General features: G+C 66.0%; 16 protein-coding genes and 1 pseudogene. 9 read left to right on the top strand and 8 right to left on the bottom strand.

Annotated elements, in window-relative coordinates:
* Nucleotides 1-141: 141 nt before the first annotated feature.
* On the bottom strand, nucleotides 142-1,059 hold the full coding sequence (locus tag G6N08_RS18150; protein ID WP_218033417.1) for a hypothetical protein: 918 nt from the start codon (nucleotides 1,057-1,059) through the stop codon (nucleotides 142-144).
* A gap of 104 nt (nucleotides 1,060-1,163) precedes the next feature.
* Here G6N08_RS18150 and G6N08_RS20935 point away from each other — a divergent pair.
* Nucleotides 1,164-1,568 (top strand): annotated as a pseudogene (locus tag G6N08_RS20935) (Rid family hydrolase).
* Here G6N08_RS20935 and G6N08_RS18160 read toward each other — a convergent pair.
* Nucleotides 1,505-1,882, bottom strand: coding sequence for a DUF952 domain-containing protein (locus G6N08_RS18160; RefSeq protein WP_163759575.1), 378 nt, complete (start codon nucleotides 1,880-1,882; stop codon nucleotides 1,505-1,507). The pseudogene G6N08_RS20935 and the gene G6N08_RS18160 sit on opposite strands and share 64 nt — an antisense overlap.
* A 113-nt stretch (nucleotides 1,883-1,995) precedes the next feature.
* On the opposite strand from G6N08_RS18160, the gene G6N08_RS18165 reads away from it, so the two are divergent.
* Nucleotides 1,996-2,190 carry a DUF7455 domain-containing protein gene (locus G6N08_RS18165; protein WP_163759578.1) on the top strand — a complete coding sequence of 65 codons (195 nt, stop codon included), beginning with the start codon at nucleotides 1,996-1,998 and terminating at the stop codon, nucleotides 2,188-2,190.
* Between the two features lie 56 nt (nucleotides 2,191-2,246).
* Here the strand turns inward: G6N08_RS18165 and G6N08_RS18170 are convergent, their stop codons facing one another.
* Nucleotides 2,247-2,486 carry a DUF3039 domain-containing protein gene (locus tag G6N08_RS18170; protein ID WP_218033396.1) on the bottom strand — a complete coding sequence of 80 codons (240 nt, stop codon included), beginning with the start codon at nucleotides 2,484-2,486 and terminating at the stop codon, nucleotides 2,247-2,249.
* A 45-nt stretch (nucleotides 2,487-2,531) separates the two neighbouring features.
* Between G6N08_RS18170 and G6N08_RS18175 the strand changes: the two genes are divergently transcribed.
* The 3 genes from G6N08_RS18175 (at nucleotide 2,532) to G6N08_RS18185 (ending at nucleotide 4,907) form a co-directional block, all read left to right on the top strand.
* Nucleotides 2,532-2,993 carry a DUF3099 domain-containing protein gene (locus G6N08_RS18175; protein WP_163759581.1) on the top strand — a complete coding sequence of 154 codons (462 nt, stop codon included), beginning with the start codon at nucleotides 2,532-2,534 and terminating at the stop codon, nucleotides 2,991-2,993.
* A 117-nt stretch (nucleotides 2,994-3,110) separates the two neighbouring features.
* On the top strand, nucleotides 3,111-4,100 hold the full coding sequence (gene sigB, locus G6N08_RS18180) for a sigma-70 family RNA polymerase sigma factor SigB (RefSeq protein WP_163760865.1): 990 nt from the start codon (nucleotides 3,111-3,113) through the stop codon (nucleotides 4,098-4,100).
* Between the two features lie 114 nt (nucleotides 4,101-4,214).
* On the top strand, nucleotides 4,215-4,907 hold the full coding sequence (locus G6N08_RS18185) for an iron-dependent transcriptional repressor DtxR (protein ID WP_163759584.1): 693 nt from the start codon (nucleotides 4,215-4,217) through the stop codon (nucleotides 4,905-4,907).
* Between the two features lie 55 nt (nucleotides 4,908-4,962).
* On the opposite strand, the gene G6N08_RS18190 is transcribed toward G6N08_RS18185, so the two are convergent.
* Complete coding sequence (locus G6N08_RS18190) at nucleotides 4,963-6,018, bottom strand: DUF4192 domain-containing protein (RefSeq protein WP_163759587.1); 1,056 nt, start codon at nucleotides 6,016-6,018, stop codon at nucleotides 4,963-4,965.
* Nucleotides 6,019-6,366: 348 nt separating this feature from the next.
* Nucleotides 6,367-7,164, bottom strand: a complete 798-nt coding sequence (locus tag G6N08_RS18195) for a trypsin-like serine peptidase (RefSeq protein ID WP_163760866.1) — start codon at nucleotides 7,162-7,164, stop codon at nucleotides 6,367-6,369.
* A 200-nt stretch (nucleotides 7,165-7,364) separates the two neighbouring features.
* Between G6N08_RS18195 and G6N08_RS18200 the strand changes: the two genes are divergently transcribed.
* From G6N08_RS18200 to G6N08_RS18210, 3 genes are read left to right on the top strand one after another with little or no spacing between them, the layout of a single operon-like run.
* Nucleotides 7,365-8,333 (top strand): proteasome assembly chaperone family protein, encoded by a 969-nt coding sequence (locus G6N08_RS18200; protein ID WP_163759589.1) that lies wholly within the window; start codon nucleotides 7,365-7,367, stop codon nucleotides 8,331-8,333.
* Between the two features lie 29 nt (nucleotides 8,334-8,362).
* The gene (locus G6N08_RS18205; protein WP_163759592.1) at nucleotides 8,363-9,385 is read left to right on the top strand and encodes an alpha/beta fold hydrolase; all 1,023 of its coding nucleotides are present in this window, start codon (nucleotides 8,363-8,365) and stop codon (nucleotides 9,383-9,385) included.
* A 33-nt stretch (nucleotides 9,386-9,418) separates the two neighbouring features.
* The gene (locus G6N08_RS18210; protein ID WP_163759595.1) at nucleotides 9,419-10,105 is read left to right on the top strand and encodes a PhzF family phenazine biosynthesis protein; all 687 of its coding nucleotides are present in this window, start codon (nucleotides 9,419-9,421) and stop codon (nucleotides 10,103-10,105) included.
* A gap of 57 nt (nucleotides 10,106-10,162) precedes the next feature.
* Here the strand turns inward: G6N08_RS18210 and G6N08_RS18215 are convergent, their stop codons facing one another.
* The 3 genes from G6N08_RS18215 to G6N08_RS18225 form a co-directional block, all read right to left on the bottom strand.
* Nucleotides 10,163-10,648, bottom strand: coding sequence for a peroxynitrite isomerase (locus G6N08_RS18215; RefSeq protein ID WP_163759597.1), 486 nt, complete (start codon nucleotides 10,646-10,648; stop codon nucleotides 10,163-10,165).
* Nucleotides 10,649-10,685: 37 nt separating this feature from the next.
* A complete protein-coding gene (gene nrdR, locus G6N08_RS18220) occupies nucleotides 10,686-11,150 on the bottom strand; it encodes a transcriptional regulator NrdR (protein WP_163760869.1) in 465 nt (154 codons plus the stop codon).
* 150 nt (nucleotides 11,151-11,300) lie between these two features.
* Nucleotides 11,301-11,777: a LysM peptidoglycan-binding domain-containing protein gene (locus tag G6N08_RS18225; protein WP_163759599.1), complete on the bottom strand. Its 477-nt coding sequence runs from the start codon at nucleotides 11,775-11,777 to the stop codon at nucleotides 11,301-11,303.
* A 207-nt stretch (nucleotides 11,778-11,984) separates the two neighbouring features.
* Between G6N08_RS18225 and lexA the strand changes: the two genes are divergently transcribed.
* Complete coding sequence (lexA, locus tag G6N08_RS18230; RefSeq protein WP_163759602.1) at nucleotides 11,985-12,677, top strand: transcriptional repressor LexA; 693 nt, start codon at nucleotides 11,985-11,987, stop codon at nucleotides 12,675-12,677.
* Nucleotide 12,678 lies beyond the last annotated feature (1 nt).

Consider the following 12,678-nt stretch of genomic DNA (forward strand, 5'->3'; position numbering starts at 1 on the left):
GGGCTGTGAGCCCAAGCCCGAGCGGCTGAACGCGAGGGACGGCGATTGTGGCGCACTTGCGGCAGTCCAGTTCGGCAACAGTAGTCGAGCAACCACTCAGTTGTGCAGCTCAGCAGCCATGATGCCGAAAACGCGAGCAGCTCAGACCTCCGAGAGCCTACCCTCCTGCGCGAGAATCACAGCAAGCAATTCATAGCAGTTGGCGGGTTCGTCCCGAAGCGTTCCGTCGAAGCGTCCGGCGATCTTAGCGGCTCGTGCTAGTCGCACAAGGACATCGGGGATCGCTGCCTCGGGAATATCCACCCTGACACCTCGATAGCTCTTCAAAACCGCGTTGATGGCCCCAGGGAGTCTCCTGAGGTCGATTGCACCCGCCTCGGTACGATACGGCAGCTTCCACGAGCGGGTATTTGCCGCGTTGCCGACGTAAGCGAAGCACTGCGCCGTCAGCTTGTACCGTGGATGCAGAAGACCGTCGACCTGTCCGTCTTGCGAGCAGTGGGTAGTCGTTTCGAGCGGCGCTTCAGGCAAGAGGCGTAGTTGAGCAGCGTCGAGATCGTCTCTGGGACGGTAAACACCGTGAACGCTTATCCACCACAGGTCCTGTGGAGGCGCTCCAGCAGAGAGATCGACGAAGACACGATCCTGCAGCCCGCCATGGACGCGATCGGCGGCATAGAGCATTTGACCATCGCTGATCACCACAACGCGCACGTTCTGTTGGTCGGCATACCGGCAGACCTGGCCAAGGGCCTGCTCGATGGCACTGCGATGCCAGGCGAGCCTTCCGGGGCGCTTCGCTTCCACGACAACCCACCGCACTCCGGGGCTGGTCAGAACGATGTCGGCCCATCCCAGCTGGTAATTGACGTGCGCGACTGGCCAGTCAAGAACGTCGCTGAAGAGCGCGGACAGAATCTGTTCGGTCACTTTCTCAGGCGCTGAACCAAAGCGTTCCGCTTGAGCGAGAAGTTCTCTTCGTCGAGTGAGGAAGGCGGCCCATGCGCCTTCTATTCGTTCCAAGCAGCGCCGGTGGACGGCGAGAGCCTCGACACTCATCACGGTGGTGCCTCCATCACCGAGGGCGAGATTACGCCTTGGAGGTGTCGCTCGCTGCGAGTTCAGCAGATCGGGCCGGCACGCCATACCCGGTCCCGGTCCGCTTGGAAGTCGTTGCGGTGTACTCACGCAGCGGGGGCAGCAGGCCTTCACTCCCGGTAGCTCGATCACGTGGGACCATAAGGTGCCAGCAGCCCACTGGCGCCGGCGATGTTGCCGCTCAAATCTGAGAGGCTTTGCGCCGCATCGAGATTGCGCTGCAACGGGCGGGCGCGGCACTCAGTGGTGTGGTCCGAACCCGCATCTATCTGACCGATATCTCGCGCTGGCGTGAGGTGGGCGCGGTGCTCGCCGGCCTCGTCGGCGACACCCGGCCGGCGGCCACCATGGTCGAGGTGTCCGCGCTCATCGCGGCCGACCTGCTGGCCGAGATCGAAGCCGACGCCTACGTAGGGTCGGCAGCCGACCAGCACAGCGGTGGAAAAGCACCGTCGGGGCCCGGCCGATAGGCGGTGACACCGACCACCGCACGGACCGGCAGCGGACCGTACAGGTGGGGGAACAACATCGACGCCGGATCTGTTGGTACTCCCGGTTCCCACCGCACAGGTGACTCGAGCGCACCCGGATCGATGGTAAGCAGCACCAGGTCAGCCCGCCCCCGGTAGAGCCGGTTGGCCGGCAAATGCACCTGCTCGGGCGTCGAAAGATGGATGAACCCGGCACTATCGAGTGACTCGGGACGCAGTTCGCCTGCGTTGCGGGCATCCCACCAGTCCCGGACACCGCAGAGGTGCACCAGCAGGCGGGCCGAGTGACTCACCTCACCCAGACTGCCAGCCACGGGTGAGAAATGACACAGCGGGTAACCCTCGGGGAACAAGGCCCACGCGGGCGGCGTCTGACAACGTTAAAGCAGGCACGAAACGGAGAACTATGAACGCGACACTGACCAGTCCTGAACTGACCAGGGCTGATCGCTGCGACCGATGCGGCGCCGTGGCTCGTGTGCGTGTCACCTTGCCCTCCGGCGCTGAACTACTGTTTTGCCGACACCACGCCACCCAGCACGAAGCCAAACTGATCGAATTATCCGCGGTGCTGCACATCAGCGACGAGGTAGAGCCGTAACGGCAGGGTGCGCGCACGAGATTGCCGCGGCTTTTGGGGCCGCGGCGCCGCGCTGATCAGCCTTTTTTGAGCGTGTCGTAGATCCGTTTACACTCCGGGCATACCGGCGAACCCGGCTTGGGTGCCCGCGTGACGGGAAAAACTTCACCGCATAACGCGACCACATGAGTCCCCAGCACCGCACTTTCGGCGATCTTGTCCTTTTTGACGTAGTGGAAGTACCTGGGGGTACCGCTATCGGTTCCGTCGTCGAGACGTTCCTCGGCATCGGTGCGTTCGATCGTCTGCGTCTGCATGCCACATATTGTGCCCCGAGAACCGGCTGCGCCGGAACCGCTCGGATGTGCGACAGTAGAGGTATGAAGCGCGGCCACGAGCTGGGTTTCGACGACGATGGTCGGCCAGTGCTCATCACCGCCGCCGCACCCGCCTACGAGGTACAGCATCGAGCGCGGGTACGTAAATACCTGACGTTGATGGCGTTCCGGGTTCCGGCTCTTGTGCTGGCAGCGATCGCCTACGGCGCCTGGCACAACGGTCTGGTCTCGCTGGCGATTGTGGCTATTTCGATCCCGCTGCCGTGGATGGCAGTTCTGATCGCCAACGACCGCCCGCCCCGCCGCGCCGAAGAGCCCCGTCGGTTCGAGAACCGCCGGCGCATTCCGCTGTTCCCGACGGCCCAGCGGCCAGCTCTCGAGCGCGGGAGAGGCCCGGTGGCGCAACCGGACTCACCGCAGCAAGTCCGATGGCCCGGCTTCTCTCCGGACCAGGCATCCACCTCGCCGCCCGACGGTTCCGCGTAACCGCCGATCACCGCACTTCTCAGGACATTCTCAGGTCATCGGCACATTTCTGCACGTCAACGGGTGTGAGACCGGGATCGGGCGGGAACTCCTGGCTGGAGATGGTCGTTAGATGTGTTGACAGTTCAAGCCAATCAGGAGGCCGCTATGGCAGACGCCACCACAAGCTGGGTTGACAGCGATCTGGATGCGCAGAGCCCTGCAGCGGACCTCGTGCGCGTGTATTTGAACGGCATCGGTAAGACGGCATTGCTCAACGCCGCCGATGAAGTCGAGCTTGCCAAGCGCATCGAGGCCGGGCTCTACGCCCAACATCTGCTGGAAACCCGCAAGCGCCTCGGCGAGAACCGCAAACGCGAGTTGGAAGCTGTGGTACGCGACGGGGAGGCGGCCCGCCGCCATCTGCTGGAAGCCAACCTGCGGCTGGTGGTGTCACTGGCCAAGCGCTACACGGGCCGGGGCATGCCATTGCTAGACCTCATCCAGGAAGGCAACCTCGGCTTGATCCGGGCGATGGAAAAGTTTGATTACACAAAGGGATTCAAGTTCTCCACCTATGCCACCTGGTGGATTCGCCAGGCCATCACCCGCGGCATGGCCGACCAGAGCCGCACCATCCGACTGCCCGTGCACCTGGTCGAACAGGTCAACAAGTTGGCGCGGATCAAGCGCGAGTTGCATCAAAACCTTGGACGTGAAGCCACCGAAGAGGAACTGGCCGCGGAATCCGGCATCCCGATCGACAAGATCAATGACCTGCTGGAGCACAGCCGCGACCCGGTGAGCCTGGATATGCCGGTGGGCTCCGAAGAAGAAGCGCCGCTGGGCGATTTCATCGAGGACGCCGAGGCAGCGTCCGCGGAGAGTGCGGTGATCGCCGAACTGATGCACACCGACATCAGCCGCGTGCTGGCCACCCTCGACGAGCGTGAACACCAGGTCATCCGGTTGCGTTTCGGTCTGGACGACGGGCAGCCGCGCACCCTGGATCAGATCGGCAAGCTCTTCGGCCTGTCCCGCGAGCGGGTGCGCCAGATCGAGCGGGAAGTGATGGCCAAGCTGCGCAATGGTGAGCGCGCCGATCGGTTGCGGTCATACGCCAGTTGAGACCAGCCGCAGTGCGCCCGTCGCCGCCCGCGACGGGCGCACTGGCGCGCTGGAGTGTTCGTGAACCATTCCCCCAGCTCGGCAAGTAGACTCAGCGGCGATGGAGGGTGCGGAATGAACGAGCTGGTTGACACCACCGAGATGTATCTGAGGACGATCTACGACCTCGAAGAGGAGGGCGTCACCCCGTTGCGGGCGCGGATCGCCGAACGGCTTGACCAGAGCGGTCCGACCGTCAGCCAGACCGTGTCGCGGATGGAGCGCGACGGGCTACTGCACGTGGCCGGCGACCGTCATCTCGAACTCACTGATAAAGGCCGTGCGCTGGCCATCGCGGTGATGCGCAAACACCGGCTCGCCGAACGACTGCTCGTTGACGTCATCGGGTTGCCGTGGGAGGAAGTACACGCCGAGGCCTGCCGCTGGGAGCACGTGATGAGCGAGGATGTCGAGCGCCGGCTCGTGAAAGTACTCAACAACCCGACCACATCACCGTTCGGCAACCCCATCCCCGGGCTGAAGGACCTTGGCGTGGGGCCGGGGTTCGGCGCCGAAGACGCCAATCTCGTGCGGTTGACCGAGCTACCGCCGGGCTCGCCGGTAGCGGTCATCGTCCGCCAACTCTCCGAACATGTGCAAGGCGACATCGATCTGATCACCCGGCTGAAGGACGCCGGCGTCGTCCCCAACGCCCGGGTAACCGTGCAGACCAACTCCGCCGGCGACGTGACCATCGTGATACCGGGCCACGAGAATGTGACGCTGCCGCATGCAATGGCCCACGCGGTCAGGGTCGAGAAGGTATAACCTCACCCGACCACGATGCGGGCCCGGCGGCGCACAGCGCAGCCTGAGCGATCCGCTATACCGCTCGCCGGCCGAACAGTCGCCGCGGCGGTAGCCGGACCCCGAGCTGCTCGGCCAGCCGGTAACCGGTGACCGCCAGTTCGCGGATGTGCTCGGGACGCAGACCCGACTGCAACGCCCGGTCCAGCAGCCCGGCCATCCGGTGATCGGGCTGGCAGCGCAGCGCAGCTTCCAGCGACACTCCCGCCAGCGGACCGTCACCGCGGGCATAGGCGCTGAACGCGAGCAGCACCAGCGCCTCTGCCCGCCACGGCTCGGGCAGGTTGCGTGCCAGCAGGGCCCACAACGCCTCAGCGTCGTCGGCATTCTCCCCGACCGCCAGGGCACACAGCGGGTCACGCACCCGCACATCGGACAGCGCGCAGCCCAGCCCTGCCAACTCCGGGTCAGAGAGCGGCTCTCCCCCGGCAACCCGTGCCGCAGCGGCCAGCACGTTTTCGACGTCGCGGCGGCTGCAGCCGACCGGGTCAGCGTTCTGGGCGGCTGCGCGTGACTTCGCCTGCTCAGCGAGCACGCTGATCAGCTCGGCGCTGCGGACCGGATCAAGCGCGATCACAGCGTGCAGATCGGCCCGGCGCGCGTAGAGGCGCCGACCGTCCAACACCGCCGCCACCGCCAGCGGCGATGCCATCGGGTCGTCGACCACACCGCCTGCCCCGCAGCCGTCGACACAGTGCCAGCGGCCGCCGGCAGCCACGCGATCCACCACGTGAGCGGCCAGTAAGACGATGTCATGCCGCGCCAATGCCACGGTGAGCGCGGTGCACAGCTGGCGGTAGTCCTGGTGGCAGGCCGGGCACTGCGCCCCGTCCGCGTCGACGACCACCGCGATGGCCGCCTCGGGCCGGGCCGCCGCCACCACCTGGGCCAGGTGCCCGACTCTGTCGCTGAGTTCAGGCGACAAATCGACACGCAGCACCGAGCCCATGTCACCCGCGTGGACTGATACCAAGACCAGCGACTTTTCCGGCACAAATCCCAGCACCGCCGGTAAGGCCGCGATCAGCGCGCTCGGACGGTCCAGTCGAAAGTCATCTCGAGGGTTGGTCATACGCCGAACGTTGGCAACCGGCACCGTCAGCCGGCGCACACCCGAGGCGAGAAAACGACCAGCTGTGGACAAACCCGCCACTGTGGGTCTCATCGGGCATCCGCAGCTGCGTGCTCCGCCGGCCGGTATCAGGCACACGTACCTGCGTCTTCGCGGGTTCCGCCGCGGCGGTGATGTACCGGTCAGCAGCAATGCCACCGAGATACGAGGGGACCGCCGCATGTGTGGACGCGGTGTTCACCGACCCGACATGCTCGGAGACCTGACCAGATCACCGCGCTGGACGTCATGAAATGCGTACCCTCAATCAATACCGCAGCTGACCGGCCACCGCGCGCCGGCGCCGCGCTAGCAACCGCTGGCGAACGCGACCGGCGCCACGTCACCCGGCCCACCCGCCTCGGCGCGGGCCAGCAGCGCTGCGGTGTGCTCGTCAAACGGCGCCGAGTACGACACGTTCTGCCCGCAGCCGCCCCCCTCAAGGCCGCCGGTGACCCCGACCACCGTCGACCCGCTCATCCAGGGCGCGCCACTGGTTCCCTCGACCAGACCCGCGCACGCCACCGAGGGATAACCACTCTCGGTGATCCCGGTGCGGGCCCGACAACCGACCGGCATGCCGCCGACGCCGGCCGGATAGCCCACCACGCTGACCGGGCTGTGCGGTGGGGGCGCGTGGCCCAGCGACAGCCCCGAACCGGTCCTGGCCTCCACGGGTTGACCGTCGGCGCGACCAACCCGCACGACAGCGTAGTCGGCGCGCGGATCTCTGGCGTTAACCCAGCGCGGGTCGAGGTAGACAGCGTGCACCATCCACACGTCAGGAGATGCGGCTGTTTTGGCGAAACCGGGCACAAAACTCGTCGGCGTGTTCCCGCCCAGACAATGTGCCGCGGTCATGATGAGGTCGCCGTGGCCCGAATGCACCACCGACCCTGTGCAGGTGTGCAGGTCACCGGCCCCGAGAAACACCGCCCCCACCCGTCGGTCCGGGCTCACCGGGTGCGCGACCGGGACCTCGGCCGGGTCACCGACCAAGTGCCCGTGCGTGGGAGCGGGCGCGGAGCCGACCGGGTGGCCGCACGCCGGCAGCGCCATCAGCACGCCCACCACCACCGCCGCCCGAATGCGCATCGGGGATATCATGGCGCACCGGTTGCGCGCCCCGAAAACCAACTCTGCCCACCACGGGTTTTCGCGGGGCATCGGGTGCGGAATGCCGCCCGGCGACGCCGTGTTTCGAACATACAGGCGGGTGGGTTGATCGCTGGTGCCCGTCGAGATGAGAGACTGAGAGACACTAGCTGACACGGTGCACTACTGCGTCGTGACAAGGAGGCAACCGAATGGCCCAGGATCACAGCAAGGAGCGGCACTACCAGCCAGAGCAGACTGGGATGTACCAGCTTGAGGTCCCGGCGCCCCAGCTATCGTCCAAGGACGGGCGTGGACCGGTGCTGATACACGCTTTGGAGGGGTTTTCCGACGCCGGGCATGCCATCCGGCTGGCGGCTGCCCACCTCAAAGAAAGCCTGGACACCGAACTGGTCGCGTCGTTCGCGATCGACGAGCTGCTCGATTATCGGTCCCGGCGGCCGCTGATGACCTATCGGACCGACCATTTCACCCACTACGACGACCCCGAGCTCAGTTTGTACGCGCTGCATGACAGCGTCGGCACACCGTTTCTGCTGCTGGCCGGGATGGAACCGGATTTGAAGTGGGAGCGCTTTATCAGCGCGGTGCGGCTGCTGGCCGAGCGTCTCGGGGTGCGCCGGACGATCGGGCTGGGCACCATCCCGATGGCGGTTCCGCACACCCGACCGGTGACGTTGACCGCGCATTCCAACAACCGGGACCTGATCGCCGACTTCACGCCGTGGATATCGGAGGTCCACGTGCCCGCCAGTGCGTCAAACCTGCTGGAATACCGGATGGCCCAGCACGGTCACGAGGTGGTGGGATTTACCGTGCACGTGCCGCATTATCTGGCGCAGACCGACTATCCCGCCGCCGCGCAGGCGCTGCTCGAACAGGTGGCAAAGACCGCGTCGTTGCAGCTTCCGCTGAAAGCGCTGGCCGACGCCGCGGCCGAGATCCGGGCCAAAATCGACGAGCAGGTTCAGGCGAGCCCTGAGGTGGCTCAGGTGGTGGCCGCGCTCGAGCGACAGTACGATGCTTTCGTCGCCGCTCAGGAAAACAGGTCGCTGCTGGCGCGCGACGAAGATCTGCCTAGCGGAGAAGAGCTCGGTGCCGAATTCGAGCGTTTCCTGGCCCAACAGGCGGAGAAGAAAAACGGCGACAACCCAACCTGACACGACAGCCCCGAGACGAAGTTGGCGATATGACCGAGCGCAAACCTACTCTGCGCCCGGTGCGTGAGGTCACACCGTCACTGCAGTTCCGCGCGATTCACGGGTACCGACGGGCGTTCCGCATCGCCGGCTCGGGGCCGGTACTGTTGCTGATTCACGGCATCGGCGACAACTCCACCACGTGGACCAGTGTGCAGCCCAGGCTCGCGCAGCGGTTCACGGTCATCGCCGTTGACCTGCTGGGTCACGGACAGTCCGACAAACCGCGGGCCGACTACTCGGTCGCGGCCTACGCCAACGGGATGCGCGACTTGTTGTCCGTGCTTGATATCGAAAGTGCCACCGTCATCGGCCATTCGCTCGGCGGCGGGGTAGCGATGCAGTTCGCTTACCAGTTCCCGCAATTGGTTGAGCGGCTCGTCCTGGTCGCGCCCGGCGGTGTCACCAGTGATGTGAATATGGTGCTGCGCCTGGCTTCGCTGCCGATGGGCAGCGAGACCCTGGCGCTGCTGCGGCTGCCGTTGGTGCTGCCCGCCGTGCAGATCGCCGGGCGCGCGGTGGGCGCAGTGCTGGGATCGACCAAGCTGGGCCGTGACCTGCCCGATGTGCTGCGGGTGCTGGCCGACCTGCCCGAGCCGATGGCGTCGTCGGCTTTCACCCGCACATTGCGGGCGGTGGTGGACTGGCGTGGTCAGCTGGTCACGATGCTCGACCGGTGTTATCTGATGGAGTCGACGCCGGTGCAAATCATTTGGGGCACAGAGGATGTGGTGGTGCCCGTCAAACACGCGTGGATGGCCCATGCGGCCATGCCAGGTTCACGGTTGGAGATTTTTGAGCGCTGCGGGCACTTCCCTTTCCACGATGATCCCGACCGCTTCATCGAAGTCGTCGAACACTTTATCGACACGACGGAACCGGCGCGCCACGACCCGGCCGCACATCGGGAGCTGCTCCGCAGCGGCGGCGGTGAGCTCAGCGTGTCGGGTTCGGCAGAAACCCGTGACGCGGTGCTCACCGCGATGGGCTCCGACGAACGCAGCGCCACCTGATCAGCCCGGCCGGCGGCGTCGTACAGTCACCCCATGAGCATCGAGGTGACGGTTTTGCGGGTGTTCACCGACCCACACGGCGATTTCGGAAACCCGCTCGCCGTCATCGATGCGGGTCAGGTCCAGCCCCCGGCCAGGCAGCACATCGCAACCCAATTAGGGTATAGCGAAACGATATTCGTCGATCTGCCCGCCGCTGGTTCGACATCCGCGCATGCCCGTATCTACACACCGCGCACCGAACTTCCGTTCGCCGGCCACCCGATTGTGGGCGCGTCGTGGTGGCTGCGCGAACAGGGTATGCCGATACGGACACTGCAAGTGCCCGCCGGGGTCGTCCAGGTCAGCTATGACGACGAGCTCACCGCGATCAGCGCGCGCTCGGAATGGGCACCCGAGTTCGCCATCTACGATCTGGACTCTCTCGACGCCCTCGCCGCCGCTGATCCGGCCGACTATCCCGACGACATCCAGCACTACTTGTGGGCCTGGAGCGATGAGGCCGCTGGCGTGCTGCGCTGCCGGATGTTCGCCGCCAACGTCGGTGTGCCCGAAGACGAAGCCACCGGCGCGGCGGCCGTGCGGATAACCGACTACCTCAGCCGTGACCTGACCATCGTGCAGGGCAAGGGTTCTGTGATCGAAACCACCTGGAATCCCCAAGGCTGGGTTCGGGTAGCCGGCCGGGTGGTCAACGACGGCGTGACGCACGTCGTGTGACCACGCCGCGTGTCTAGCGTGGATCCGGCAAAGCCGCCAACGCGTTTTGGGTGGCAGTCAGCGTTGCCGGTGTAACACCGCGGTGAGGTGATTCTGCGGGGGTTGCCCGACCGCGCCCATCTCCACCTGGTAGGACAATTCGTCGCCGTCGACCCGAAGGCGCCGGGCCAGTGCGGTGACCTCTTTGGCGGTCGGGGTCAATCCAATGTGTGACGCCGTCATCTCAACCTCGATAACACCCTCGGCGGCCGAATAACGGCCGACCTCGATTTCGGTGATGCCGCTCGGATGCGCGAGGACCAGTTCGACCCGACCCGGTTCCGGCACGCGGAAATACCCCGTCTCCGCATGCAGCGGCGTGCCGTCGGTGGCTGCTGTGGTCTTTTGCCCGTAGCTCAGAAAAGGCTTGCCCACATGCGAAAAGACCACCTCTTCGAAATACTCGAACGGCCTGATCGTCGGGTATTTCCCCGAACCACGGCCCGCCCACGTGCCGAGCAGAGGCGCCAGGGGCTGAAGGTCGGGGTGTAGGTCTATCGGCATGGAGCCAGACTAGCGCCGGCTCTGGGGCGTCACCGCCTCACCTGGGCGTCGAGAGTTTGCGATGGGCACGCAGCGCCTCAATCTCCCGCTCGAAATCGTCAGCAGAGGAAAAGGATCGGTACACCGACGCGAACCGCAGATAGGCCACCTCGTCAAGTTCGCGCAGCGGCCCGAGGATCGCCAGGCCCACCTCGTGGCTGGGCACTTCCGGCGAACCGGTCGCGCGCACGGTGTCTTCGACCTGCTGGGCGAGCAGGTTGAGCGCGTCGTCATCGACCTGGCGGCCCTGGCACGCGCGGCGCACGCCGCGGATGACCTTCTCCCGGCTAAACGGCTCGGTGACACCGCTGCGCTTGACGACGGCCAGCACGGCGGTTTCCACAGTGGTGAACCGCCTCCCGCACTCCGGGCAGGACCTTCGACGCCGAATAGCCTGACCTTCATCGGTTTCCCGTGAGTCCACCACCCGGGAATCGGGATGGCGGCAGAACGGGCAGTGCATGGCCGCTCCTTCGCCGCGCTGATGGCCAGGTTTCTCAGACGACTTTGAGAGTACCTGGGCGCTCCCCGGTACCGCCAACACCGCCGCGGTCGGCCCACCTGCGCTGACCAGCGTTGGGCCGTCAGCTTTTTCGCGTGCCATCCGAACAGGTCAGCCGACCGGAGCGATCAGTGTCTGACCCGCGGTCAGCGTGGCGGCGTCCAGGCCGTTGAGTTCGCGGATGCGGTCGGCCACCTGGCCCGCCGGCGCGCCGGGAGCCACCCGGGCCGCCAGGTGATCCCACGTCTCCCCCGCCTCAACGCGCACCACGGCAAGCCGGTCAGGTATCCGGGCGGGCGTCCCTGCCACGGCGCCGCCCACCAGCCCACCGCGGTGGGCAACCAGCCCCAGCCAGAGTGTGATCAGCGCCGAGACCAGCGCGAGCGCCACCGTCGTCGCCGCCGTTACGGGGCGCCTGTGGTGCGCGGCAGTGGACCTGGCCACACCCGGACCCCGGTACCGCGGTGAGGGCCATGCCGGCCGTGCCGGCCCGGGCCGCCGCGAGCCGGGCGGGCGGCACCGCGCCTTAACCCGGGCCGGCCGCGCTGCACGGCGGTTGTTCAGCGGGCTCGCGTCGATCAGTGTCATCGGTGTTCGCCTCCTCACCGTGGTCATCGATCATGTGTTCGAAATATACTCGATACTCTGTTCGAATGTCGAACATCTGATCGAATGGTGTCAGACATGGCCGGACGATACCGCGGGCCACCGACACCACCGGGTGCGCGCTAGCCCCGCGACATGCATCGAACACGTGTTTGATTAATCGATGAAATGCGGCTACTCTCGCGTGGTATGAGCGATTCCAGCGACACCACCGACCCGGGTCGCCGTCCGCATGCTGCCGATTCGGTGCTCACCGCGCGGCAGCGCACCATCTTGGATGTCATCCGCGCCTCGGTGACCACCCGCGGCTATCCGCCCAGCATCCGGGAAATCGGCGACGCTGTTGGTCTGACCTCGACGTCGTCGGTGGCTCACCAACTGCGCACGCTGGAGCGCAAGGGCTATTTGCGCCGCGACCCGAACCGCCCCCGCGCTGTCGACGTCCGTGGAGCCGACGAGGCTGTCGCAGTGCCGGCCACTGAGGTCGCCGGCTCCGACGCCGTGCCGGAGCCCACGTTCGTCCCGGTTCTCGGACGGATCGCGGCCGGCGGCCCGATCCTCGCCGAAGAAGCCGTTGAAGACGTTTTCCCGCTGCCCAGGGCGCTGGTCGGTGACGGCGCGCTATTCCTGCTCAAAGTCGTCGGCGACTCCATGGTCGAGGCGGCGATCTGTGACGGCGACTGGGTCGTGGTCCGCCAGCAGAACGTCGCCGATAACGGCGATATCGTCGCAGCGATGATTGACGGGGAAGCCACCGTGAAAACGTTCAAACGCACCGGCAATCAGGTGTGGCTGATGCCGCATAACCCGGCGTTCGACCCCATCCCGGGAAACGAGGCCACGGTGCTGGGCAAGGTCGTCACGGTGATCCGTAAGCTCTAAG

It is taken from the genome of Mycobacterium botniense, assembly GCF_010723305.1.
Classification (GTDB): domain Bacteria; phylum Actinomycetota; class Actinomycetes; order Mycobacteriales; family Mycobacteriaceae; genus Mycobacterium; species Mycobacterium botniense.

Excerpts from the sequence above, each read along its gene's own strand:
- G6N08_RS18225 (WP_163759599.1), bottom strand. The coding sequence starts at position 11,777 with ATGACACTGATCGACGCGAGCCCGCTGAACAACCGCCGTGCAGCGCGG.
- G6N08_RS18150 (WP_218033417.1), bottom strand. The coding sequence starts at position 1,059 with ATGAGTGTCGAGGCTCTCGCCGTCCACCGGCGCTGCTTGGAACGAATA.
- G6N08_RS18165 (WP_163759578.1), top strand. The coding sequence starts at position 1,996 with ATGAACGCGACACTGACCAGTCCTGAACTGACCAGGGCTGATCGCTGC.
- G6N08_RS18205 (WP_163759592.1), top strand. The coding sequence starts at position 8,363 with ATGACCGAGCGCAAACCTACTCTGCGCCCGGTGCGTGAGGTCACACCG.
- nrdR (WP_163760869.1), bottom strand. The coding sequence starts at position 11,150 with ATGCACTGCCCGTTCTGCCGCCATCCCGATTCCCGGGTGGTGGACTCA.
- G6N08_RS18175 (WP_163759581.1), top strand. The coding sequence starts at position 2,532 with ATGTGCGACAGTAGAGGTATGAAGCGCGGCCACGAGCTGGGTTTCGAC.
- G6N08_RS18195 (WP_163760866.1), bottom strand. The coding sequence starts at position 7,164 with ATGATATCCCCGATGCGCATTCGGGCGGCGGTGGTGGTGGGCGTGCTG.
- G6N08_RS18210 (WP_163759595.1), top strand. The coding sequence starts at position 9,419 with ATGAGCATCGAGGTGACGGTTTTGCGGGTGTTCACCGACCCACACGGC.
- G6N08_RS18200 (WP_163759589.1), top strand. The coding sequence starts at position 7,365 with ATGGCCCAGGATCACAGCAAGGAGCGGCACTACCAGCCAGAGCAGACT.
- G6N08_RS18190 (WP_163759587.1), bottom strand. The coding sequence starts at position 6,018 with ATGACCAACCCTCGAGATGACTTTCGACTGGACCGTCCGAGCGCGCTG.
- lexA (WP_163759602.1), top strand. The coding sequence starts at position 11,985 with ATGAGCGATTCCAGCGACACCACCGACCCGGGTCGCCGTCCGCATGCT.
- G6N08_RS18215 (WP_163759597.1), bottom strand. The coding sequence starts at position 10,648 with ATGCCGATAGACCTACACCCCGACCTTCAGCCCCTGGCGCCTCTGCTC.
- G6N08_RS18170 (WP_218033396.1), bottom strand. The coding sequence starts at position 2,486 with ATGCAGACGCAGACGATCGAACGCACCGATGCCGAGGAACGTCTCGAC.
- G6N08_RS18185 (WP_163759584.1), top strand. The coding sequence starts at position 4,215 with ATGAACGAGCTGGTTGACACCACCGAGATGTATCTGAGGACGATCTAC.